22 protein-coding genes are annotated in these 21,566 nt (G+C 72.6%); 10 read left to right on the forward strand and 12 right to left on the reverse strand.

What is annotated here, in order from left to right; translation table 11 throughout:
* Window positions 1–277 precede the first annotated feature (277 nt).
* Window positions 278–691 carry a hypothetical protein gene (locus tag ABZY12_RS06260; RefSeq protein ID WP_356887694.1) on the forward strand — a complete coding sequence of 138 codons (414 nt, stop codon included), beginning with the start codon at window positions 278–280 and terminating at the stop codon, window positions 689–691.
* A gap of 5 nt (window positions 692–696) precedes the next feature.
* Here the strand turns inward: ABZY12_RS06260 and ABZY12_RS06265 are convergent, their stop codons facing one another.
* Window positions 697–1,521: a helix-turn-helix transcriptional regulator gene (locus ABZY12_RS06265; protein ID WP_356887696.1), complete on the reverse strand. Its 825-nt coding sequence runs from the start codon at window positions 1,519–1,521 to the stop codon at window positions 697–699.
* Between the two features lie 91 nt (window positions 1,522–1,612).
* On the opposite strand from ABZY12_RS06265, the gene ABZY12_RS06270 reads away from it, so the two are divergent.
* From ABZY12_RS06270 to ABZY12_RS06280, 3 genes are all read left to right on the forward strand, one after another.
* Window positions 1,613–1,918 (forward strand): 4a-hydroxytetrahydrobiopterin dehydratase, encoded by a 306-nt coding sequence (locus ABZY12_RS06270; RefSeq protein ID WP_356887698.1) that lies wholly within the window; start codon window positions 1,613–1,615, stop codon window positions 1,916–1,918.
* A gap of 32 nt (window positions 1,919–1,950) precedes the next feature.
* Window positions 1,951–2,694, forward strand: coding sequence for a methyltransferase domain-containing protein (locus tag ABZY12_RS06275; protein WP_356888121.1), 744 nt, complete (start codon window positions 1,951–1,953; stop codon window positions 2,692–2,694).
* A 148-nt stretch (window positions 2,695–2,842) separates the two neighbouring features.
* Entirely contained in the window at window positions 2,843–2,974 is a 132-nt protein-coding gene (locus ABZY12_RS06280; RefSeq protein ID WP_356888123.1) for a hypothetical protein, read from the forward strand.
* A gap of 34 nt (window positions 2,975–3,008) precedes the next feature.
* Here ABZY12_RS06280 and ABZY12_RS06285 read toward each other — a convergent pair whose 3' ends face one another.
* Window positions 3,009–3,851, reverse strand: coding sequence for an NmrA family NAD(P)-binding protein (locus ABZY12_RS06285; RefSeq protein WP_356887700.1), 843 nt, complete (start codon window positions 3,849–3,851; stop codon window positions 3,009–3,011).
* Between the two features lie 82 nt (window positions 3,852–3,933).
* Here ABZY12_RS06285 and ABZY12_RS06290 point away from each other — a divergent pair, with 82 nt between their 5' ends.
* On the forward strand, window positions 3,934–4,866 hold the full coding sequence (locus ABZY12_RS06290) for an AraC family transcriptional regulator (protein WP_356887702.1): 933 nt from the start codon (window positions 3,934–3,936) through the stop codon (window positions 4,864–4,866).
* Window positions 4,867–4,927: 61 nt separating this feature from the next.
* Window positions 4,928–5,803: a class I SAM-dependent methyltransferase gene (locus tag ABZY12_RS06295; protein WP_356887704.1), complete on the forward strand. Its 876-nt coding sequence runs from the start codon at window positions 4,928–4,930 to the stop codon at window positions 5,801–5,803.
* A gap of 16 nt (window positions 5,804–5,819) precedes the next feature.
* Here the strand turns inward: ABZY12_RS06295 and ABZY12_RS06300 are convergent, their stop codons facing one another.
* Together ABZY12_RS06300 and ABZY12_RS06305 are read right to left on the reverse strand one after the other, a co-directional pair.
* Window positions 5,820–6,284, reverse strand: coding sequence for an RICIN domain-containing protein (locus tag ABZY12_RS06300; RefSeq protein ID WP_356887706.1), 465 nt, complete (start codon window positions 6,282–6,284; stop codon window positions 5,820–5,822).
* Complete coding sequence (locus tag ABZY12_RS06305) at window positions 6,281–7,282, reverse strand: helix-turn-helix domain-containing protein (RefSeq protein WP_356887708.1); 1,002 nt, start codon at window positions 7,280–7,282, stop codon at window positions 6,281–6,283. Before ABZY12_RS06305 ends, ABZY12_RS06300 begins: the two co-directional genes overlap by 4 nt.
* A gap of 112 nt (window positions 7,283–7,394) precedes the next feature.
* Here ABZY12_RS06305 and ABZY12_RS06310 point away from each other — a divergent pair, with 112 nt between their 5' ends.
* On the forward strand, window positions 7,395–8,354 hold the full coding sequence (locus tag ABZY12_RS06310) for an NADP-dependent oxidoreductase (RefSeq protein WP_356887710.1): 960 nt from the start codon (window positions 7,395–7,397) through the stop codon (window positions 8,352–8,354).
* 103 nt (window positions 8,355–8,457) lie between these two features.
* Here ABZY12_RS06310 and ABZY12_RS06315 read toward each other — a convergent pair whose 3' ends face one another.
* From ABZY12_RS06315 to ABZY12_RS06325, 3 genes are all read right to left on the reverse strand, one after another.
* Window positions 8,458–9,252 (reverse strand): aldo/keto reductase, encoded by a 795-nt coding sequence (locus ABZY12_RS06315; protein ID WP_356888125.1) that lies wholly within the window; start codon window positions 9,250–9,252, stop codon window positions 8,458–8,460.
* A gap of 172 nt (window positions 9,253–9,424) precedes the next feature.
* On the reverse strand, window positions 9,425–11,254 hold the full coding sequence (locus ABZY12_RS06320) for an AMP-dependent synthetase/ligase (RefSeq protein WP_356887712.1): 1,830 nt from the start codon (window positions 11,252–11,254) through the stop codon (window positions 9,425–9,427).
* Between the two features lie 444 nt (window positions 11,255–11,698).
* The gene (locus ABZY12_RS06325; protein ID WP_356887714.1) at window positions 11,699–12,565 is read right to left on the reverse strand and encodes a LysR substrate-binding domain-containing protein; all 867 of its coding nucleotides are present in this window, start codon (window positions 12,563–12,565) and stop codon (window positions 11,699–11,701) included.
* A gap of 117 nt (window positions 12,566–12,682) precedes the next feature.
* Between ABZY12_RS06325 and ABZY12_RS06330 the strand changes: the two genes are divergently transcribed.
* From ABZY12_RS06330 to ABZY12_RS06340, 3 genes are all read left to right on the forward strand, one after another.
* Window positions 12,683–13,705, forward strand: a complete 1,023-nt coding sequence (locus tag ABZY12_RS06330) for a bile acid:sodium symporter family protein (RefSeq protein ID WP_356887716.1) — start codon at window positions 12,683–12,685, stop codon at window positions 13,703–13,705.
* Between the two features lie 124 nt (window positions 13,706–13,829).
* Window positions 13,830–14,072, forward strand: a complete 243-nt coding sequence (locus tag ABZY12_RS06335; RefSeq protein ID WP_356887718.1) for a hypothetical protein — start codon at window positions 13,830–13,832, stop codon at window positions 14,070–14,072.
* On the forward strand, window positions 14,069–14,452 hold the full coding sequence (locus ABZY12_RS06340) for a (2Fe-2S) ferredoxin domain-containing protein (protein WP_356887720.1): 384 nt from the start codon (window positions 14,069–14,071) through the stop codon (window positions 14,450–14,452). The genes ABZY12_RS06335 and ABZY12_RS06340 overlap by 4 nt, the downstream gene beginning before the upstream one ends.
* A gap of 90 nt (window positions 14,453–14,542) precedes the next feature.
* Here the strand turns inward: ABZY12_RS06340 and fdhD are convergent, their stop codons facing one another.
* Genes fdhD through ABZY12_RS06365 form a run of 5 tightly spaced genes read right to left on the reverse strand, consistent with a single transcriptional unit; the run spans window position 14,543 to window position 21,384 of the window.
* On the reverse strand, window positions 14,543–15,391 hold the full coding sequence (gene fdhD / locus ABZY12_RS06345; RefSeq protein ID WP_356887722.1) for a formate dehydrogenase accessory sulfurtransferase FdhD: 849 nt from the start codon (window positions 15,389–15,391) through the stop codon (window positions 14,543–14,545).
* A 5-nt stretch (window positions 15,392–15,396) separates the two neighbouring features.
* Complete coding sequence (locus ABZY12_RS06350) at window positions 15,397–16,257, reverse strand: 2Fe-2S iron-sulfur cluster-binding protein (protein WP_356887724.1); 861 nt, start codon at window positions 16,255–16,257, stop codon at window positions 15,397–15,399.
* Window positions 16,254–18,461: an NADH-ubiquinone oxidoreductase-F iron-sulfur binding region domain-containing protein gene (locus ABZY12_RS06355; RefSeq protein ID WP_356887726.1), complete on the reverse strand. Its 2,208-nt coding sequence runs from the start codon at window positions 18,459–18,461 to the stop codon at window positions 16,254–16,256. Before ABZY12_RS06355 ends, ABZY12_RS06350 begins: the two co-directional genes overlap by 4 nt.
* Window positions 18,461–20,410 (reverse strand): molybdopterin-dependent oxidoreductase, encoded by a 1,950-nt coding sequence (locus ABZY12_RS06360; protein ID WP_356887728.1) that lies wholly within the window; start codon window positions 20,408–20,410, stop codon window positions 18,461–18,463. The genes ABZY12_RS06355 and ABZY12_RS06360 overlap by 1 nt, the downstream gene beginning before the upstream one ends.
* Window positions 20,407–21,384, reverse strand: a complete 978-nt coding sequence (locus ABZY12_RS06365; RefSeq protein WP_356887730.1) for a 2-dehydropantoate 2-reductase — start codon at window positions 21,382–21,384, stop codon at window positions 20,407–20,409. Before ABZY12_RS06365 ends, ABZY12_RS06360 begins: the two co-directional genes overlap by 4 nt.
* Window positions 21,385–21,566: the final 182 nt, after the last annotated feature.

Consider the following 21,566-nt stretch of genomic DNA (forward strand, 5'->3'; position numbering starts at 1 on the left):
GGGCTCGGTGAGCATCTACGGCGGCAACACCGGCAACCCGATCACCTGGGTCCAGCTCGACTCCGTCCAGACCATCTGGCGCTGATGCCTGTCCGGGTGCCAGGGCCGGATAGGCGCCGGCACCCGCAGCCGCAGGACGACCCCCATTACCTGGGACGTCATCGACCCGTGCCGCCCAGGGCGGCATCGTGGTGTCCACCGGAACTCGGGCGGCGCACTCCGCCCGAGCTCCGGGTCCGCCACCAGCGCGAACGTCTCCCATGGAGGTTGATCCGTCATGTCCCAGGCCCTGCTCGCCGGTCTCTCCCGCACCACCCGCCCGCAGTCCATGGTGCGCCGCTTCCTCGCCCTCGACGCCGTGGTCACCGGCGCCAACGGCCTCGCCTACCTCGCCGCCTCCGGGCCGCTGGGGGAGCTGCTCGGAGTCGACTCGGCACTCCTCCTCGAACTCGGCCTCTTCCTCACCGCGTTCGCCGCGGGCGTCGCCTGGCTGGCGAGCCGGCCGCAGCCCCCGGCCCTCGGTGTGAAGCTCGTCGTCGACGCCAACGTCCTCTGGGCCGTGCTCAGCATCGTCGCCCTCGTCGCCTGGCTGGAGCCCACCACCGCCGGGCTGGTGTGGACGCCGCTGCAGGCCGCCACCGTCGCCGGCTTCGCCGCACTGCAGTGGTCGGCCCTGCGGGCCGCGGCGTAGGGCGGCTACGTCGTCGGTCGCGGCGTCGGCAGCGACTGCAGATACGCGACCGTCGCCGGGTCGGCCGGGAGGAACGTCTCGATGGCCAGCTCGGCGACCGTCACGTCCATCGGAGTGTTGAACGTCGAGATCGACGACACGAACGACAGCACCCGCCCGTCGTGCTCGATCCGCATCGGCAGCGCGAAGTACGGGTACGGCTCCGGGTCCTCCCGGTCCTCCGGATCCCCGGCCCCCTGCGGCAACGGGTACGCCGCCACCTCCTCGTACAGGCTGCGCAGCGCCTCGGAGCGGGCCAGGCCGATCTGCCGCTCCATCTGGGCCAGCAGATGGCCCCGCCACTCCCGCAGGTTCCGGATCCGCGGGGCGAGCCCCTCCGGGTGCAGCGTGATCCGCATCGCGTTCATCGGCGGGGCCAGCAGATGCTCCGGAAGCCCGGCCATCAGCAGCCCGATGCCCTGATTGGCCGCCACCACCGTGTACGAGCCGTCCACGACGAGCGCCGGATACGGGTCGTAGCCCGCGAGCAGCCGACCGATCCCCTCCCGCAGCGTCTCCAGCCGCCGGCCGTCCAGCGCCGACTCCGTGAACCGGGGCGCGTAACCCGCCGCGAGCAGAAGCGCGTTGCGCTCCCGTACCGGCACCTCCAGATGCTCGGCGAGACGCAGGATCATCTCCTCGCTCGGCCGGGAGCGGCCCGTCTCGATGAACGAGATGTGCCGGGCCGAGGAATCGGCCCTCAGCGCAAGCTCCAACTGGCTCAGCCGCCGCTGCTCACGCCAGCCCCGCAGAAGCGGCCCTACGCCCGTGTCGGTCGCGAGAGTTGTCATGGTCAGACGGTAACCCAGGTGTCGGCCCGGGTATCGAGTCCCCGGGACCGTATCGTCACCGTCAGCAATCCCGACCGGAGGGAGTACGGACATGCCCACTGAGCCGCTGTCGCAGAAGGAGATCGAGGACCGGCTGCGAGAGCTCCCCGGCTGGTCCCTGGCGGATGACCGGATCACCCGCACCTACCGTCTCGGCGACCACTTCGCGGCCACCGCGATGGTCGTCCATGTGGCACAGATCCAGCAGGAACTCGACCACCACTCCGATCTGACGCTCGGTTACAACACCGTCGCCGTCTCCGTGAACACCCACTCCGCGGGAGACGCGGTGACCGAGAAGGACTTCGAGCTGGCCGAGCGTGTGGAGGCGATCGCCCCGACGCACGGGGCCGACTGATGGACCGTGGTATCGGCCGTGTGGGCGAGACGTTGCTGGACTACGACGCCGAGGCGGACCGCTACGACGAGACCCGGGGCGGTGTGCCCCGGGCCCGCGCCGCGGCCGAGGCCGTCCTGCGCCTGGTCCCGCCCGGCGCCCGCACCCTTCTCGACCTCGCCTGCGGCACCGGACTGGTCACCGAGCGGCTCGGCCGCCCCGGGCTGCGGGTACACGGCTTCGACGCCGCGTACGGCATGGCCCGCAAGGCGGCCCAGCGCCTCCCCGGCCGGGTCGCGCTCGCCGACGCCCGGCGGCTGCCCCTCCCCGACGCCTCCGTCGACGCGGTCAGCGCGGTCTGGCTGCTCCACCTCGTCCCGTTCGCCGACGCGATCGTCGCCGAAGCCGCCCGGGTGCTGCGCCCCGGCGGCGTCCTCGTCGTCACGGTCGACAAGGACGGCGCTCACGACGTCGGCAGCGACATCGACCGCCTTCTCGCCCCCCACCGCTCGTACGAGCACGCCTCCGACCGGGCCGACCGCGTCGAGGCGTACGCCGCCGCCCACGGTCTCGAACCGGCCGGGACCACGTGCTTCACCGGCCACGGCCAGGGCGGCACGCCACGCGGAACGGCCGAGAAGCTGCGCCGCGGCTCCTACGCCTCGTGGTTCCGCGGCGACGCCGAGACCTCCGCCGCGCTCACCGCCGCGCTCGCCGCACTCCCGGACCAGGACGGCCGGCGCGCCGACCCCGAGTACCGGCTGACGGCCTACCGCCGGCCCGTCCCACGCGGCTGAACTCCATCACCCAGTTCGTCACCCATTCCTCGCGGTCGCCGTCACGGTCCCCGCCCGCGGGCGCGAATGCCTGCTCCCAGCGGGCGGTGTCGGCGGAGATCCCCGACCCGCGGAAGCGGACGCGGACGGCCCAGCGTCCGTCCTCCCCATCGAGTCGCTCACCCACGCCCACGACCACTTCCTCTCCCCGGGTGCGGACGTGGAGGTCCTCGAACCCGCCGAACTCCGCACCCGCCTCACGGAGACGATCGCGTCCCTGGCCGGCCGGTACCTCGGCTGACTCCGGCTCGCCGCGAAGCGCGAGAGCACACCGGTCAGGCGTGCCAGGCCACCCCCGCAGCGAAGGCGGTGAAGTCGCGCGGGTCGCGGCCCAGGACGCGCTTCACCCCGTCCGTCACCGACGCGTTGTGGCCGTCGAGCAGCATCGTGAAGAGCGACGACAGCCAGCGCGCCTCGGGCTCCGGAAGCCCGAACTCCGCGAGCAGTGCCGCGTACGCGTCCTCGTCCATCGGGACGTACGTCACCTCCCGGCCCGACGCGCGGGACATCTCCGCCGCCGCCTCCGCGAACGTCAGCAGCCGAGGACCGGTCACCTCGTGCACCAGGCCCGCGTGACCGTCCTGGACCAGTGTCTCGACGACCACGTCCGCCAGGTCGTCCACGTCGATGAACGGCTCGGGCGTCTCGCCCGCGGGGAACGCGAGCGTGCCCGCCGCGACACCCTCGGCCAGTGCGCCCTCGCTGAAGTTCTGGGCGAAGAACGCGGCGCGCACGACGGTGAGTTCGGCCCCAGAGGCGCGCAGCGCCTCCTCGGACCGGACCGCCTCCGGCTCGCCGCGACCGGACAGCAGCGTCAGCCGCCGCACCCCGTGCGCCACGGCCAGCTCGCCGAAGGTCCGCATGGCCTCGACCGCGCCCGGCGCGGCCAGGTCCGGGTGGTAGTTCACATACGCGGCTTCCGCGCCCCGCAGCGCCGGGGCCCAGGTCTCCGAGTTCTCCCAGTCGAACCGGGTCGTTCCGGTGCGGGATCCGGCCCGCACGGTCGCGCCGCGCGCCGCGAGGCGCTCGGCCACGCGCCGCCCGGTCTTGCCGGTTGCGCTCGTCACGAGGACCGTCTGCGTGGTGGGGAAGTGGTGCGTGTTCGTCTGCGTCGTCATGGCTCAAGACTGGCGGGCGGCCGCCTCGCTTCCCATGCTCCACAGACTCACCCCCATACGCCTGCGTCTACGCTTCGACCCCATGGACGCTCTCGCCGGACTCCTCGACGGACCCCGGGCCAAAGGGGCCTTCCTCCTCCGGATGATCATGGAGCCGCCCTGGTCCGTCCGGATCGAGGATCGCGCACCGCTCTGTCTGATGTGCGTCACCGAGGGCGAGGCGTGGATCGTCCCCGGCCAGGGCGACCCCGTCCTGCTGCGCCCCGGCGACATCGCGATCGCCCGAGGCCCGGAGCCGTACACCGTCGCCTATTCCACCGACGCCCCGCCGCGCGCCGTCATCGGCCCCGGCGGCGTCTGCACCACCCTGAGCGGAGAGCCGCTCTCCGAGTCCATGCACCTGGGCGTCCGCAGCTGGGGCAACGCGCTCGACGGTTCGACCACCCTGCTCGTCGGCACCTACCAGATGGACGGCGAGGTCAGCCGGCGGCTGCTCGACGCGCTGCCCGCCCTGCTCCACCTCCCCGCCGAGGTGTGGAGCTGCCCCCTCATGCCGTTCCTCGACGAGGAGATCGCGCGCGACGAACCGGGCCAGAGCGTGGTGCTCGACCGGGTCCTGGACCTGCTCCTCATCGCCGCCGTCCGCGCCTGGTTCTCCCGGCCCGGCGGCGAGGCCCCCGCCTGGTACCGCGCCATGGCCGACCCCGTCGTGGGACGGGCGCTCCGCCTCCTGCAGAACGACCCGGCCCACCCCTGGACGGTCGCCTCCCTCGCCGCCCGGGCGGGTGTCTCGCGGGCGGCGCTCGCGCGGCGGTTCACCGATCTGGTGGGGGAGCCCCCGATGGCGTACCTCACCGGCTGGCGCCTCGCCCTCGCGGCGGATCTGCTGCGGGAGACGGACGCCACGGTCGAATCCGTGGCCCGCCAGGTCGGTTACAGCAGCGCGTTCGCGCTCAGCGCCTCCTTCAAGCGGGTGCGGGGGATCAGCCCGCGCGAGCACCGGGGAACAGGGTGAATTCTTTGCCGGAACGGCAATAATTCTCGCGCTCCCGACCCGCCCGCCGCACGCTGTCGTCATGAGCCAACACCATCACCACCACGACGACAGCACCCATCTGGACTGGGCCGAGATGGCGACGTTCCTGGAGCGCCAGGCCGAGGTCGAGAGTTCCCTCTACACCGAGGCGGCCCGCTGGCTCGGCACCCTCGTCCCCCCGGTCGGCGTCCGCCGGATCCTGGACGTCGGCAGCGGACCCGGCGTCATCACCGCGCTCCTCGCGGAGGCCTTCCCGGACGCCGAGGCCGTCGCCGTCGACGGCACCCCGCAGCTCCTGGAACGCGCGGCCGCCCGCGCCGAGTCCCGCGGGCTCGGCCACCGCGTCTCCACCCTGCTCGCCGAACTCCCCGAGGCCATCGACCGGTTGGGCGAGGCGGACGTCATCTGGGCCGGTAACTCCCTGCACCACATCGGCGATCAGCGGGCCGCGCTCGCCTCCTTCGCCGAACGTCTGCGCCCCGGCGGCCTCATGGTCCTCGTCGAGGGCGGCCTGCCCGGCCGCCACCTGCCGTGGAACCAGGGCGTCGGCCGCCCCGGCCTGGAGGCCCGGCTCGACGCGCTGGACGCCGAACGCTTCGGCCGGATGCGGGCGGATCTGCCCGACTCCAAGGACGAGATCGACGACTGGCGCGCACTCCTGTCCGCCGCCGGCCTGACCCCGGCCGGCACGCGCACCTTCCTGGCCGACAGCCCCGCCCCCGTCACCCCGGTCGTCCGGGAGCACATCCTCGCCCACTTCGAGCGTCGGCGCAGCGTCGACGGCGACCACCTCGCGGCCGACGACCGGAAGGCCCTGGACCGGCTCCTCGACCCCTCCGAGCCCCTGTCCCTGCACCGCCGCGGCGACCTGTTCCGGCTCTCCGCCCGCACGATCCACACGGCACGCAAGGGCTAGTCCCGGACCGCAGCCGTCAGGACACCGGCTCCAGCCGCCACCACTGGGAAGGGGAGTCGGTGTCCTCCCACTGCCGCACATTGCCGCCGTCCTCCGTCGAGGCGCCCTCCACCTCCAGGAGCAGCCCGCTGATGAAACTCACCAGCGCTACCGTGCCCGGTGACTGGAGGTCCTGCTCGATGATCCACTCCTGCGCGCCGAAGTTGTTCGCCTTCCACTGCTGGACGTTGGCGCCGTTCTCGGTGGAGGCGCCCGCCACGTCGAGCCGTTTGCCGCTGGCCGCGTTGACCAGATGATGGAGGCCGCCGCCGTTCGGAACCGGCACGATGTGCCAGTGCTGGCCGGCCGTCCCGTTCTCCTTGCCCTGCTGTACGTTGGCGCCGCTGCGCGTCGAACCGTCGTACACCTCCAGGAGCAGCCCGCTGGCCACGTTCCGTACCCGGTAGAGACCCTCTTCGACCGGTGTGGGCGAACCGCTCACCGTGCGTACTCCTCGTCCGTCGTCCGGTGGAAGGTGCGCCGGTAGGCGGCCGGGGAGATGCCGACCAGGGCGCGCATGTGCTGACGCAGGGAATTGCCGCTGCCGAAGCCGGACCGGTCCGCGATATGATCCACCGTCAGGTCACTGGTCTCCAGCAACTGCTTGGCGACCTCGACCCGTTGGGCGGTCAGCCACTGTCCCGGCGTCGTCCCCGCCTCGTCGCGGAAGCGGCGGGTGAAGGTCCGTACGCTCATCCCGGCGTGCGCCGCGAGCTCGGCCAGTGTCAGCGGCCGGTCCAGGCGTTGCAGCGCCCAGGCGCGGGTCGGCGCGGTGGTGGCCGAGGACGGGCTGGGAACCGGGCGCTCGATGTACTGCGCCTGTCCGCCGTCCCGCCACGGCGGGACGACGCAGAGCCGGGCGGCCTGGTTGGCCGTGGCGCTGCCGTGGTCCCGCCGCACCAGGTGAAGGCAGAGATCGACCCCGGCCGCCGCCCCCGCCGAGGTCAGCACGTCACCGTCGTCCACGAACAGGACGTCCTCGTCGAGCCGTACGCGCGGGAAGAGCGACCGGAAATGGGCGGCCTCGTACCAGTGGGTGGTGGCGCGCCGGCCGTCGAGCAGACCGGCGGCGGCGAGGGCGTACGCCCCCGTGCAGATGGAGACGGTCCGCGCGCCGGGCCGGATCCGCTCCAGCGCCGCCGTCAGCTCGGCACCCAGCGAGCCGTCCTCCGCGCGCGTGCGCAGCTCGTGCGTGGGCGGAACGACAATGGTGTCGGCCTCCGAGAGGATCTCCGGACCGTGCGCGGCGGCGATCGAGAAGCCGTCGGACGTGCGGGCCGGGCCGCCGTCGAGCGTGCAGACGCGCACGTCGTAGAGGGGCGAGCCGTCCTCGGTGAGGGCGGCGCCGAAGATCCGGGACGGAATCCCCAGCTCGAAGGGGATCACACCGTCCAGGGCGAGCACGGCGACCCGGTGGGGCGGAGGCGCGGAAGGGGGCATGGCCGGATTCTGTCACATCATGGCCATCTGGCCAGTACTGGAGAGCTGTGATCTCCCCGAGGCTGGTGGCCGCCGGGAACCCACCGGCACCCCTCGCACAGGAGCGCCTCTCATGAACGACATGCCCACCGCCGCCTCCGCGACCATGCGCGCGATCACCGCCGTCGAGTGGGGCGGTCCCGAGGTCCTCGCCGAGGCCCGCGTGGCCCGCCCCGAACCCGGCCCGACCGAGATCCTCGTCCGCGTCCACGCGGCCGGTCTCAATCCGGTCGACTGGAAGTCCCGCGCCACCGGCGGCTTCGGCATGTGGGGCGAGACCCCGGTCCTGGGCTACGACGTCTCCGGCGTCGTCGAGGCCGTCGGACTCGGCGTCACCCTCTACGCCCCCGGCGACGAGGTCTTCGGCATGCCCGAGTTCCCGCGCCAGGCGGGCGGCTACGGCGAGTACGTCACCGGCCCGGCCCGCCACTTCGCCCGCAAGCCCGCCGGCCTCTCCCACGTCGAGGCCGCGGCGCTGCCGCTCGCCGGGCTCACCGCCTGGCAGGCGCTGACCGAGACCGCCGCGCTCCGCGCCGGGCAGCGGGTCCTGGTCCACGCGGCGGCGGGCGGCGTCGGCCACCTCGCCGTCCAGATCGCCAAGGCCCGCGGCGCGTACGTCATCGGTACGGCCAGTGCCGCCAAGCACGCGTTCCTGCGCGCGCTGGGCGTCGACGAGCCGATCGACTACACGACGACCGACTTCGCCGAGGCCGTACGGGACGTGGACATCGTCCTCGACAGCTACGGCGGCGACTACGGCACCCGCTCGCTGCCGGTGCTCCGGGAGGGCGGCACGCTGGTGACACTGCCGTCGCCCGACGCCGTACCGGTCGCGACGGAGCGGGGCATCCGCACCGGCTTCACCCTCGTCGAGCCGGACTACGCGGGCCTGCTCGGCCTGGCGGAGCTGGTGGAGACGGGACGGCTGCGGCCCGAGGTCGACACGGTGCTGCCGCTGGCGGAGGCGGCGAAGGCGCACGAGCTGGGGGAGTCGGGCCGGACGCGCGGGAAGATCGTCCTCACCGTCGTCTGAACGCGGCCCATCGACGTTTCGGGTCGTCCTCGCGGCGAAAGCGGCTGCCGGCCGGCCGCAGCCGGGCCGGCACCCGCTTCGCACGCTGACCCGTCGCCGCTGCTCAGGCGCCGAGGTTGAACTCGCCGGGGTTCGGGCCCAGACGCCGGTCCTCGTCGAGGACGGCGATCGCGGCCATGTCCTCGTCGTCCAGGACGAAGCCGAACACGTCGATGTTCTCCCGGATACGGGACGGGGTCACCGACTTCGGGATGACCACGTTCCCGGTCTGCAGGTGCCAGCGCAGCACCACCTGGGCCGGGGTGCGGCCGTGCTTCTGGGCGATCGCGACGATCGCCGGAACCTCCAGGAGGCCCTTGCCCTGCCCCAGCGGCGACCACGCCTCGGTCGCGATGTCGTGCACGGCGTGCGCCGCGCGAGTCGCTCGCTGCTGCAGATGCGGGTGCAGCTCGATCTGGTTCACGGCGGGCACGATCGAGGTCTCCCCGATCAGCCGCTCCAGGTGCTCGGGGAGGAAGTTCGAGACACCGATGGCCCGGGCGCGGCCGTCGGCGTGGATCTTCTCGAACGCCTGGTACGTGTCGACATAGGCGTCCTTGGCCGGCACCGGCCAGTGGATCAGGTACAGGTCGACGTAGTCGAGGCCCAGCTTGTCGAGCGAGGCGTCGAAGGCGCGCAGGGTCGAGTCGTAACCCTGCTCGGTGTTCCACAGCTTGGTGGTGACGAACAGCTCGTCGCGCGGGATCCCCGAACCGGCGACGGCCCGGCCGGTGCCCGTCTCGTTCTCGTAGATCGCGGCCGTGTCGATGGAGCGGTAGCCGGCCTCCAGGGCCGTGGTCACCGTCGTCGCCGCCTCGTCGTCCGGCACCTGCCAGACGCCGAAGCCGAGCTGAGGCATCTGCACGCCGTTGTTCAGGGTGAGGGAAGGGACCTTGTTGTCCGTGCTCACGTGCGGTCGATCCTAACGTCGTCGGGTGGTACTCCCAGGGTCAACGATCGGGGGCCGGATCGCATTCCGCCGGGCCGGCCGCCGTCCCGACATACGCCTCGCGCACCGGGGCGGGGCCGGATCAGCCGTACAGGGCCTCGACCTCCGCCGCGTACGCCTTCTCGATCGCCTTTCGCTTCAGCTTCATCGACGGGGTGAGCAAGCCGTGCTCCTCGCTGAACGGATGCGCCAGGATCCGGAACGTCCGGATCGACTCCGCCTGTGAGACCAGGGTGTTGGCCGCCACCACCGCCCGCCGGATCTCCGTCTCCAGGCTCGGGTCCCGCACCATCTCGGCCGGGGGCAGCGGCATCCGCCCCTGCATCGCCAGCCAGTGCTCGACCGCCTCCTGATCCACCGTCACCAGTGCCGCGATGTACGGCCGGTCGTTGCCCACCACGATGCACTGGGCGATCAACGGGTGTGCCCGCACCCGCTCCTCCAGACCGGCCGGCGAGACGCTCTTGCCGTTCGACGTCACCAGGGTCTCCTTCTTCCGCCCGGTGATCGTCAGATAGCCGTCCTCGTCGAGCATGCCCAGATCCCCCGTGGCCAGCCAGCCGTCGTTGAGCACGGCGGCGGTGGCCCGCGGATCGTTCAGATAGCCCGAGAAGATCTGGCCGCCGTGCAGCCACACCTCCCCGTCCTCCGCGATGTGCACGGTCGTCCCCGGGATCGGCTGGCCGACGGTGCCGTACTTCACGCGCTCGGGCGGGTTGGCGGTGGCCGCCGCCGAGGACTCCGTCAGGCCGTACCCCTCGAAGACCGTCACCCCCGCGCCCTCGAAGAACAGCCCCAGCCTGCGGTCCATCCCCGAACCGCCCGACATCGCGTGCCGGACCCGCCCGCCCATGGCCTCGCGGACCTTCCCGTACACGACCTTCTCGAAGAACTGGTGCTGCACCCGCAGCGCCGCCGAAGGCCCGGGACCGAGCCCGAACGCCTTGTGCTCCAGAGCCTCGGCGTACCTGACCGCCACCTCCACGGCCTTCTCGAAGGGCCCCGCCTTTCCGTCGCCCTCCGCCTTGCGCCGGGCCGCCTGGAAGACCTTCTCGAAGACGTAGGGGACCGCCAGGATGAACGTCGGCCGGAACGTTGCCAGATCGGGCAGCAGCGCGGACGCCGTGAGGGCAGGCTGATGACCCAGCTTCACCCCGGTCCGTACCGCCGCGACCTCCACCATCCGCCCGAAGACATGGGCGAGGGGGAGGAAGAGCAGCGTCGACGCCTCGTCCCCCGGCTTGGAGTGGAACACCGGCTCCCAGCGGCCGACCAGCATGTCGGTCTCGAACATGAAGTTGGAGTGCGTGATCACACAACCCTTGGGGCGGCCGGTGGTGCCCGAGGTGTAGATGATCGTGGCGACGGACTCCGGTGTCACCGCCCGCCGGTGCCGGTGCACCACGTCCTCTTCGATCCCCGCCCCCGCCTCGACCAGCTCCGCGACCGCGCCCCGGCCGGCGTCCAGCTGCCACAACCGCTGGAGCCGCGGCAGCCGGTCGATCACCGAGCCGACGGTCATCGCATGGTCCTCGTGCTCCACCACGCACGCCGTGACCTCGGCGTCGTGGAGCATCCAGTAGACCTGATCGGCGGAGGACGTGGGGTAGATCGGCACGGGCTGCGCGCCCAGCGTCCACAGCGCGAAGTCGAAGAGCGTCCACTCGTAGCGGGTCCTGGCCATGATCGCGACCCGGTCACCGAACCGCACGCCGTGCGCGATCAGCCCTTTGGCGAGGGCGAGCACCTCGTCCCGGAACTGTGCGGAGGTCACGTCCCGCCACTGCCCCCGGGCGTCCTTGCGGCCGAAGGCGACCCGGTCCGGAGTCTGCTGGGCGCGGTCGAACACGGCGTCCGCCAGGCCGCCGACCTGAGGCGCCGCCTCGACGGGCGGCACGGTGAACTCGCGCAAAGACTGCTCCTCGACCGCTCGTTGTCGCGCTCCGTACGGCGCGGGTGACGGTACCCCACCGGACAGGCCGAAGGGGGAGGCTTCACCAAGTCGGGACATTGGGCATACGCACAGGTCAGGCCCGGAAAGGGGAGCAAGCGGCGGAGGCGCGCCGCCCGTTACTGACTCGCGGGTAAGCAGCCGGGCGGGGAATCTCCACGGAATCTGTACGGACCGATCACGGGCCCGTGCGATCCGCCGTCACGGGAGCGGGCGATCCACTGCCAGGGCCCGTGCGATCCGCCGTCACGGGAGCGGGCGATCCACTGCCAGGGCACGCGCGATCCGCCGTCACGGGAGCGTGCGATCGACCGCCAGGGCCCGCCGTCCCAGAGTCCCGTTCCCGGTGCCGCGGCCCGCGCCCGGAGCTCCGGTGCTGGTGCCGCTGCCCGCCCCCCGGAGTCTTCAGCGCGGCCGGTGCAGCCGGTCGCCACCCGCCAGGATCGCCGAGGCCAAGGCATCCGCCGCCTCCTGGGTCGCCCCCCGCCGCCGCCCCTTGCGCAGCACGAAGTCGACCTCGCCGAGCTCCGGCAGCCCGGCCCGCGCCGGTACCCGGCTCAGCCCCGGCGGGACCAGCCCACGAGTGTGGGCCATCGCCCCGAGCCCCGCCCGGGCCGCCGCGATGTTGCCGCTCAGACTCGTGCTCGTACAGGCGATCCGCCACGCCCGCCCCTGCCCCTCCAGGGCCTCCAGCGCCCGGGCCCGGGTGATGCCGGGCGGCGGGAAGACGATCAGCGGAACCGGCCGGTCCGGGTCGAGGCGCAGCTGCGGCGAGCCGATCCAGACCAGCGTGTCCTGCCAGACCAGCTCGCCCCCGCTCTCGTCGGCACGCCGCTTGGCGAGGATCAGATCGAGCCGCCCCGCCTCCAGCCGGGCGTTCAAGGTGCCCGACAGCTCGACCGTCAGCTCCAGATCCACCTCCGGGTGCTCGCTCCGGAAGGACTGCAGGATCTCCGGCAACCGGGTCACCACGAAATCCTCCGAGGCGCCGAAGCGCAGCCGCCCCCGCAGCCGCGTCCCGGTGAAGAAGGCCGCCGCCCGCTCGTGCGCCTGCAGGATCGTACGGGCGAAGCCGAGCATCGCCTCGCCGTCCTCCGTCAACTCCACGCTGTGCGTGTCCCGGGTGAACAGCGGACGGCCGGTGGCATCCTCCAGCCGCCGCACGTGCTGGCTCACGGTCGACTGACGCAGCCCGAGCCGGCGCGCCGCCTGCGTGAAACTCAGCGTCTGGGCGACCGCGAGAAACGTACGGAGCTGGGACGGGTCGTACACAAGCCCGAGGCTATCGCGGAACGTGATGACAGTCAGAGCGCTGTACGGGATTCCCGATCTCCGCCCGGGCGAGCAGGATGGGGAGGGCACGACCCTCGTCCGAGAGCAGTGGAGCACATGAGCAGCCGTACGACCCTTCTCCCGTCCTGGCTGCCGATCGACCCGTACATCGTGACGCTGCTCGGCACGGTCGGCCTCGCGGCGCTGTTTCCGGCCTCGGGGACGGCGGCCGACATCGCGAACGGCGCCTCCACGGCCGCCATCGCCCTGCTCTTCCTCCTCTACGGCGCCCGGCTCTCCACCCGCGAGGCCCTCGAAGGGCTGCGGCACTGGCGGCTCCACCTCACCGTCCTGGCCTGCACCTTCCTGGCCTTCCCGCTCCTCGGCCTGGCCGCGAAGGGGCTCGTTCCGACGGTGCTCACGCCACCGCTGTACAGCGGGTTCCTCTTTCTCTGCCTGGTGCCCTCCACCATCCAGTCCTCGATCGCGTTCACCTCGATCGCCCGTGGGAACGTGCCCGCCGCGATCTGCGCGGGCTCCTTCTCCTCCCTCGCCGGAATCGTGCTGACGCCGCTGCTCGCGGCCGCGCTGCTCGGCGGCGGCACGGGCGGCTTCTCCGCCGACTCGCTCCTGAAGATCGTGCTCCAGCTGCTCGTGCCGTTCGTGGCCGGCCAGTTGCTGCGCCCCTGGCTGGGCGGGCCGCTGGTCCGGCACAAGAAGGTGCTGGGCCGTGTCGACCGGGGCTCGATCCTGCTCGTCGTCTACACGGCCTTCAGCCTGGGCATGGCCGCCGGCGTCTGGCACCAGGTCACCCCGGCGCGGCTCGCGCTGCTGCTCGCCGTCGAGACCGTGCTGCTCGCGGTGATGCTGGCTCTGAGCTGGTACGGCGCGAAGCGGCTCGGCTTCGGACGCGAGGACCGGATCGCGATCCAGTTCGCCGGTTCGAAGAAGAGCCTGGCGGCCGGACTTCCGATGGCGAGTGTGCTGTTCGGGGCGCAGGCCTCGCTCGCGGTGCTGCCGCTGATGCTCTTCCACCAGATGCAGCTGATGGTCTGCGCGGTCATCGCCAAGCGCCGCGCGCGGGACCCCGAGCCGTCCGCCGGCGCGCGGGACGACGAGCCGTCCGTCGCCGCGCGTTGAGCCGGCAGCGCTCGCGGCGCGCAACGGTGCGAGCGGTCGGGCCCTGAAAGCCTCGGCATCCGGGATGGCCGGATCACCACCGGGCCCCGCCCCTGATGATCAAGAGGGCGGCTACCGTGCTCCCATGCCCGCACTCGATCCCGGCCGCACCGCGCTCGTCCTCGTCGACCTGATGGAGCCCATCGTCGCGCCGCCCTTCGCCCGCCGCCCCGGAACCGACATCGTCGCCGCGACCCTGCCGGCCGCGACCTTCCGGACCGCCGGCGCGCCCGTCGTCCGCATCAGGGCGGAACGCCCTCACATCGACATCCAGCCGCTCGGCAGCGAACTCGTCCCCGCGCCCGTCACCCCGGGCGGCCCGGAGTGAGCCGGGTGCCGATACGTTACGGCGCCCGCCCCTGCTCCCTGGTCGTCTGCCGGGGCTGCTGCTGCGGCGACGCCCGCAAGAACCCCGGCATCGACCACACCGGCCAGCTCGCCCGGCTCCGCGCGGCCGCCGCGGCCTCAGGCGGCCGGCTGGCCGTCCGTACCAGCGACTGCCTCGGCCCGTGCGCACAGGCCAACGTCGTCGTGGTCCAGCCCTCCACCGAGGGCCGTCGCCGGGGCGGTCGGGCCGCCTGGATCGGCTGGAGCGCGGACGACGACTGCCTCGACGACATCCTCGCCTGGACGGCCGCGGGCGGCCCGGGCCTCGCCGAACCGCCCGCCACCCTCACCCTCCAGATGATCGCCCCTCCGAAGAACTAATACCGTCGGGGGAGCGGTACGGGGCCGGCCGGCGCAGGGGGCGCTCCCCGCCGGCCGGCGGCCCGACCCGTGCGGCGGGTCGGCGACCGGTCAGCCCCGGGAGGCCGCGGCCCCGAGGGCGATCCGGTGCTCGCCCGCGTACACGTTCATGTCCGGGCCGCGCAGGAAGCCGACCAGCGTCAGACCGGTCTCGGCCGCCAGGTCCACGGCCAGCGAGGACGGCGCTGACACCGCCGCGAGGACCGGGATGCCCGCCATCACCGCCTTCTGCGCCAGCTCGAACGAGGCCCGGCCCGAGACCAGGAGGATCGAGCGTCCCAGCGGCAGCCGGTCCTCGCGCAGCGCGCGGCCCACCAGCTTGTCCACCGCGTTGTGGCGGCCCACGTCCTCCCGTACGTCGAGCAGCTCGCCGTCCTCGGAGAACAGCGCCGCCGCGTGCAGGCCCCCGGTCCGGTCGAACACCCGCTGCGCGGCCCGCAGCCGGTCGGGGAGGACCGCGAGCAGCTCCGGCGTGACCCGGACCGGGGGAGCGTCGGCGATCGGGAAGCGCGCGGTGGTCCGTACCGCGTCCAGGCTCGCCTTGCCGCACAGCCCGCACGACGACGTCGTGTACACGTTGCGCTCCAGCGTGATGTCCGGGACGGGGACACCGGGCGCCAGCTGGACGTCCACCACGTTGTACGTGTTGGTGCCGTCGTCCTTGGCGCCCGCGCAGTACACGATGTTCCGTACGTCGGAGGCCGCGCCGAGCACTCCCTCGCTCACCAGGAACCCGGCCGCCAGCGCGAAGTCGTCACCCGGCGTCCGCATGGTGATGGCGAGCGGTCTGCCGTTCAGCCGGATCTCCAGCGGTTCCTCGGCCACCAGAGTGTCCGGGCGCTCGTTCACCGCCCCCGCGCGGATGCGGATGACGCGCCGTCGCTCGGTGACCCGTCCCATAGTGACTACACCCGATTCTGTACGTGTGAGAAGCCGAACCGGCCCTTGATGCAGAGGTTGCCGTGGGTCACCGGGTTGTCGTGCGGCGAGGTGACCTTGACGATCTCATTGTCCTGCACGTGCAGGGTGAGGTTGCAGCCCACTCCGCAGTACGCGCAGACCGTCGTCGTCTCCGTCTGCGCCTCCTCGTCCCAGGTGCCGTCCGCGCGCATGTCGAACTCGCGCTTGAAGCTGAGCGCCCCGGTCGGGCACACCTCGATGCAGTTGCCGCAGTACACGCAGGCCGACTCGGTGAGCGGCCCGTCGTGCTCGACGGCGATCCTGGCGTCGAAGCCGCGGCCGGTGACGGAGATCGCGAAGGAGTTCTGCCACTGCTCGCCGCAGGCGTCCACGCACTTGTAGCAGAGGATGCACTTGTCGTAGTCGCGGACGTACAGGTCGTTGTCGATCCTCGGCTCCTCGCCCAGGCGGCGCGCGTCCGGTCCGAAGCGATCGGGCTCCGCCCCGTACTCCTTGATCCACTCGGCGGCGCCCGGGGTCGTCGACAGATCGACGGACGAGGCCAGCAGCTCCAGGACGATCTTCCGGCTGTGGCGGGTACGGGCGGTGTCGGTACGGACGACCATGCCCGGCTCGGCACGGCGTGAGCAGGCCGGGGCGAGCGTCCTGGCCCCCTCCACCTCGACCACGCACACCCGGCAGGCGTTCTTCGGGGCGAGGGTGTCACCGTGGCAGAGGGTCGGGACGTCCGTGCCGGCGGCGCGGCAGGCGTCGAGGATCGTGGCGCCCTCCGGGACGCGGACGGGCGTGTCGTCGAGGATGAACTCGAGGAGACGGCGGGGCGGGGCGAGCGGGACCGTGGTCATCGATAGACCCCCAGACGGTCGATGGCGGATTCGACGGCGTTCCACGCGGTCTGGCCGAGACCGCAGATCGAGGCGTCCCGCATCGCCTCTCCGACCTCCCGGAGGAGGGCGATGTCCCCGGCCGCGGCGGCGCCGGTGCGGTCCCTGACGCGGTGCAGCGCCTCCTCCTGCCGGACCGTGCCCACCCGGCAGGGCACGCACTGGCCGCACGACTCGTCGCGGAAGAACTCCGCGATCCGCAGGAGGATCCGGGGCAGGTCCACGGTCTCGTCGAGGGCGAGGACGACACCGGACCCGAGGGTGGTCCCGGCGGCGCGGGTGCCTTCGAAGGTGAGCGGGATGTCGAGCTCGTCGGGGCGGACGAAGCCGCCGGCGGCGCCGCCGAGGAGGACGGCGCGCAGCGTGTCGGGCTTCCCGGCGAGGTCGAGCAGCTCCCCGAGGGTGGCGCCGAACGGCAGCTCGTACACCCCGGGGCGGTCGACGTTGCCCGAGACGCAGAAGAGCTTGGTCTCGGCGGCCCGGTACGCCTCGGCGCCGAGGGTGAGGACCGGGAGGACGTTGACGAGGGTCTCGACGTTGTTGGCGGCGGTGGGCTTGCCGAACAGGCCCTTCTCGACCGGGAAGGGGGGCTTGGAACGGGGCTCGCCCCGGTAGCCCTCGATGGAGTTGAAGAGGGCGGTCTCCTCGCCGCAGATGTACGCGCCGGCGCCGCGCCGGATCTCGATGTCGAAGGCGAAGCCGCTGCCGAGGATGTCGTCCCCGAGCAGACCACGGGCCCTGGCCTCGTCGATCGCGTGGGTCAGCGTCTCGTACGCGCGGGGGTACTCGCCCCGGAGGTAGAGGTAGCCGCGGCGGGCGCCGACGGCGTACCCGGAGACGGTCATCGCCTCGACGAGGGCGTACGGATCGCCCTCCATGATCACCCGGTCCTTGAAGGTGCCCGGCTCCGACTCGTCGGCGTTGCACACGACGTAGTGCGGGCCGTCGGGCTGCGAGGCCGTCGCCTGCCACTTCCGCCCGGTGGGGAAGGCGGCCCCGCCCCGGCCGACGAGTCCGGACTCCGTGACCTCCCGGAGCACTCCGGCGGCCCCGAGCGCGAAGGCCCGCCGCAGCGCGGCGTAGCCGCCGTGCGCCCGGTAGTCGTCCACGCTGGACGGATCGACGACGCCGACCCGCCGCAGGAGCGTGAGCCCGTCCCGTCCGGAGGGTCCGGCCGGTGCCTGCCCCGCCTGCGGCACGGCCATGACGGCCGGGGCTTCGGCCGGCGCCGCCTCGGGCTCGCGCGCGGCGGCGGCGAGCGCGTCGACACCGGCGGGCGCGACCACCACCGCCAGCCGCGCGACGGCACCGCGCGACCCGTCGCCCCGGGCCGTGCCTCCCGAGGCGACGGGGGTCTGCGCGCACCTCCCGGCGGCCGCGCCGCCCGCCGCCGGCGGCTCCTGGCCGCTCAGGGCGGCGAGCAGGGAGGACCCCGGGCCGAAACCACTCCGCGGCGCGGGCTCAGGGGCGACGGTCGCGCCCGCAGCGGGCGGGAGGCCGGGTGCGACGGTCGTGTCCGCGGTGGGTTCGGGCGCGGGTGCGACGGTCGTGTCCGCGGTGGGTTCGGGCGCGGGTGCGACGGTCGCGTGCGTGGGGCGGTCGGGGCGAGGCGCGGGCTCGGGGGCGGTCGTCGCGTCCGTGGCGCGGTCGGGGGGAGGTGCGAGGGCGGAGGCGCGGCCGCCGTCACGGTTCGCGCCCGCTCTGATCAGGAGCGCCGCCGGGGCCCTCTCACACAGGCCCAGGCACGGGCTCGGCTCGTAGCGGACGCCCTCGGCGTCCAGGCCGGAGGTCAGCGCGGACGAACCCCTCGCCGCGCAGGCCAGGTCCGTGCACACGTGCAGGACCTGCGCCGGGCGCGGGCGGACCGCGAACATCGCGTAGAAGGTCGCCACCCCGTACGCCTCCGCCGGCGGCACCGTGAGCCGCCGGCACAGATACGCCAGGCCCCCCTCGCTGATCCATCCCACCCGGTCGTTCAGCGCGTGCAGTCCCGGCAGCAGCAGGTCCCGGCGCTCACGCGCCTCCCGCCCGCCCCGCGCCCAGCGCAGGTCGGCCGCCGATCGGTCGTCCGCCCCCTCCCACGCGGACTCCGACGGCCCCAACAGCGCGTCGACCGCCTCGCGTTCCTCGTCCGTCGGCTTGCTGTCACCGAAACGCAGATCCATCAGGAGCCCACCCTCTCGGTCAGCTGGTCGGTCAGCTTCTCGATCCGAATCGCCGACGCCTTGAACTCCGCCGTCCCCGCGATCGGACAGTTCGCCTCGATCGTCAGCCGATTGGTGTCGACTTCGTCCGGAAAGTGCATCGTCATGAACGCGAGCCCCGGCCGCAGCGCGGGATCCACCCACACCGGGGCCACCACCGACCCCCGCCGCGAGGCGACCCGGACTTCCTGGCCCACCGCGACCCCGTACCGCTCCGCGTCCTCCGGGCACAGCTCCACGTACTCGCCGCGCCGCAGTGGCGAGGCGAAACTCCCGCTCTGCACACCGGTGTTGTACGAGTCGAGCCGGCGCCCGGTCGTGAGCCGGATCGGATACTCCTCGTCCGTCAGATCGACCGGCGGGTCGTGCCGCACGATCCCGAACGGCGCGCGACGACCCCGCAGTTCCGGGTCGGTCCGCCACAACCGCCCGTGCAGGAAGGACGGTTCGATCCGCTCCAGGTCCGGGCACGGCCACTGAATGCCCTGATGGGCCTCCAGACGGTCGTACGTCATGCCCCAGTGGTCCGGCGAAAGCGCCCGCAGCTCGTTCCAGACCGCCTCGGCGTCCGCGTACTTCCAGTCCTCGTGGCCCAGCCGTCGCGCGAGGTCGCAGATGATGTCGATGTCCTCGCGCGCCTCGCCCGGCGGCCGTACCGCCTTCCGTACCCGCTGCACCCGCCGCTCGCTGTTGGTCGTCGTGCCGTCCGTCTCGCACCACGCCGCCGTCGCCGGCAGCACCACGTCGGCGAACTCGGCGGTCCTGGTGAGGAAGATGTCCTGGACCACCAGGCAGTTCAGCCTCGCCAGACGCTCCATCGCCTGCCCGCTGTCGGCCTCCGACTGGGCCGGGTTCTCGCCGATGCAGTACACGGCCCGCAGGTCGCCGCTCTCCATCGCCTCGAACATCTCGGTCAGCGTCCGCCCGTACCGCGGCTGGATCCCCACGCCCCAGAACGATTCGAACTTCTCCCGCACCCCCGTGTCGAGGATGTCCTGGAAGCCCGGCAGCCGGTTCGGGATCGCCCCCATGTCACCGCCGCCCTGCACGTTGTTCTGCCCGCGCAGCGGCTGCACACCGGAGCCGTACCGGCCCACGTGCCCCGTGAGCAGCGCCAGGTTGATCAGCGCGCGGACGTTGTCGGTACCGTTGTGGTGCTCGGTGATGCCGAGCGTCCAGCACAACTGGGCCCGCTCCGCCCGGGCGTAGGCGTGCGCCAACTCCCGTATCGCTTCGGCGGGTACGCCCGTCACCTTCGACGTGGCCGTCAGCGTCCACGGCTCGACCTCGGCCCGGTACTCCTCGAAGCCGCTCGTCGCCCGCTCCACGAACGCCCGGTTGTACAGGCCCGCGTGGATGATCTCGCGGCCGATCGCGTGGGCGAGCGGGATGTCCGTGCCGACGTCGAGACCGAGCCAGCTCTCGGCCCATTCGGCGGTCGAGGTGCGGCGCGGATCGACGGCGTACATCCGGGCCCCGTTGTGGATCCCCTTCAGGACGTGCTGGAAGAAGATCGGGTGTGCGAAGCGGGCGTTGGAGCCCCACATCACGATCACGTCGGTGTGCTCGATCTCCTCGTACGAGGAGGTGCCACCGCCCGAGCCGAAGACCGCGGAGAGGCCGGCGACGCTCGGCGCGTGACAGGTCCGGTTGCAGGAGTCGACGTCGTTGGTGCCCATCACCACCCGCGCGAACTTCTGCGCCACGTAGTTCATCTCGTTGGTCGCCCGGGCGCAGGAGAACATCCCGAACGCGCCCCGCGCCGCCCGGAATCCGTCCGCCGCGCGCTCCAGCGCCTCCTCCCAGCTCGCCCGCCGCAGCGGGCCGCCCTTCTCGTCCCGTAAGAGCGGGTGGGTGAGCCGGGTGTACGTCCTCGGCTCCCGGCTCTCGGCCCGGTTCCTCTTGCTCATGTCGTGGTCCCCATCCGTACGGCGAGCAGATCCGACAGGGCGTGGACGGTACGGAGCGTCGGCACCGGCACGTCCGTGATGTCCGCGAGCTCCACCACGGCCGCCAGGAGCACGTCGAGCTCCAGCGGCTTGCCCCGCTCCAGGTCCTGGAGGGTGGAGGTGCGGTGGTCGCCGACCCGTTCCGCTCCGGCGAGCCGCCGCTCGACGGAGATGTCGGGTCGGCAGCCGAGGGCCGCGGCGACGGCCAGGGTCTCGCGCATCATCAGCTCGATGACCCGCCGCGTACCGCCGTGCAGACACATCTCGCGCATCGTCGCCCGGGCGAGCGCGCTGATGGGATTGAAGGAGACGTTGCCGAGCAGCTTGATCCAGATGTCGTGGCGCAGCTCCGGCTCGACCGGGCACTTCAGGCCGCCGGCGCGCATCGCCTCGGCGAAGACCTCACAGCGCTTGGACGCGGAGCGGTCCGGCTCGCCGATGGAGAACCGGGTGCCTTCGAGGTGGCGGACGACCCCGGGGCCGCTGAGCTCGGTCGCCGCGTAGACGACGCAGCCGATGGCCCGCTCGGGAGCGAGGACGGCGCTGACCGCGCCGCCCGGGTCGACGCTCTCGACGCGGTGGCCGTCGTGGGGCCCGCCGTGCCGGTGGAAGTACCACCAGGGGATGCCGTTCTGGGCGGCGACGATCGCGGTGGTGTCGTGGAGCAGCGGCGCGATGAGCGGCCCGCACGCCGCGTACGCGTTGGCCTTCAGGCCCAGGAAGACGAAGTCGACGGGACCGACCTCGGTCGGGTCGTCGGTGGCGTGGACCCGGGCGGTGAAGTCGCCGCGGGGGCTCTCCACCCGTACGCCGTGCCGCCTCATGGCCGCGAGATGCGGTCCACGGGCGATGAGATGGACATCGGCGCCGGCGCGGTCGAGCGCGGCTCCGACATAGGCGCCGATCGCACCGGCGCCGAGGACTGCGACCTTCACGTGCGGGTCTCCGTTCGGTTGAGGGAACCGCGAGGGACCAGGCAGGAGTACGTGTCTCTGCAGTGTCGACGAAATATTGTCTACAGTATGGAACGACGGTCGACAAGTGGTCGCGAAAGGCCCGCTTGCTCCGCGTTGTCACGGTTGCCCAACAGGTACGGGCGATTCTTGGTGGTTCACGT

The organism is Streptomyces sp. NPDC006551 (assembly GCF_040611675.1).
Lineage (GTDB): Bacteria > Actinomycetota > Actinomycetes > Streptomycetales > Streptomycetaceae > Streptomyces.

Excerpts from the sequence above, each read along its gene's own strand:
- ABZY12_RS06260 (WP_356887694.1), top strand. The coding sequence starts at position 278 with ATGTCCCAGGCCCTGCTCGCCGGTCTCTCCCGCACCACCCGCCCGCAG.
- ABZY12_RS06310 (WP_356887710.1), top strand. The coding sequence starts at position 7,395 with ATGAACGACATGCCCACCGCCGCCTCCGCGACCATGCGCGCGATCACC.
- ABZY12_RS06315 (WP_356888125.1), bottom strand. The coding sequence starts at position 9,252 with ATGCCTCAGCTCGGCTTCGGCGTCTGGCAGGTGCCGGACGACGAGGCG.
- ABZY12_RS06270 (WP_356887698.1), top strand. The coding sequence starts at position 1,613 with ATGCCCACTGAGCCGCTGTCGCAGAAGGAGATCGAGGACCGGCTGCGA.
- ABZY12_RS06360 (WP_356887728.1), bottom strand. The coding sequence starts at position 20,410 with ATGAGCAAGAGGAACCGGGCCGAGAGCCGGGAGCCGAGGACGTACACC.
- ABZY12_RS06290 (WP_356887702.1), top strand. The coding sequence starts at position 3,934 with ATGGACGCTCTCGCCGGACTCCTCGACGGACCCCGGGCCAAAGGGGCC.
- ABZY12_RS06305 (WP_356887708.1), bottom strand. The coding sequence starts at position 7,282 with ATGCCCCCTTCCGCGCCTCCGCCCCACCGGGTCGCCGTGCTCGCCCTG.
- ABZY12_RS06335 (WP_356887718.1), top strand. The coding sequence starts at position 13,830 with ATGCCCGCACTCGATCCCGGCCGCACCGCGCTCGTCCTCGTCGACCTG.
- ABZY12_RS06355 (WP_356887726.1), bottom strand. The coding sequence starts at position 18,461 with ATGGATCTGCGTTTCGGTGACAGCAAGCCGACGGACGAGGAACGCGAG.
- ABZY12_RS06350 (WP_356887724.1), bottom strand. The coding sequence starts at position 16,257 with ATGACCACGGTCCCGCTCGCCCCGCCCCGCCGTCTCCTCGAGTTCATC.
- ABZY12_RS06330 (WP_356887716.1), top strand. The coding sequence starts at position 12,683 with ATGAGCAGCCGTACGACCCTTCTCCCGTCCTGGCTGCCGATCGACCCG.
- ABZY12_RS06295 (WP_356887704.1), top strand. The coding sequence starts at position 4,928 with ATGAGCCAACACCATCACCACCACGACGACAGCACCCATCTGGACTGG.
- fdhD (WP_356887722.1), bottom strand. The coding sequence starts at position 15,391 with ATGGGACGGGTCACCGAGCGACGGCGCGTCATCCGCATCCGCGCGGGG.
- ABZY12_RS06265 (WP_356887696.1), bottom strand. The coding sequence starts at position 1,521 with ATGACAACTCTCGCGACCGACACGGGCGTAGGGCCGCTTCTGCGGGGC.
- ABZY12_RS06285 (WP_356887700.1), bottom strand. The coding sequence starts at position 3,851 with ATGACGACGCAGACGAACACGCACCACTTCCCCACCACGCAGACGGTC.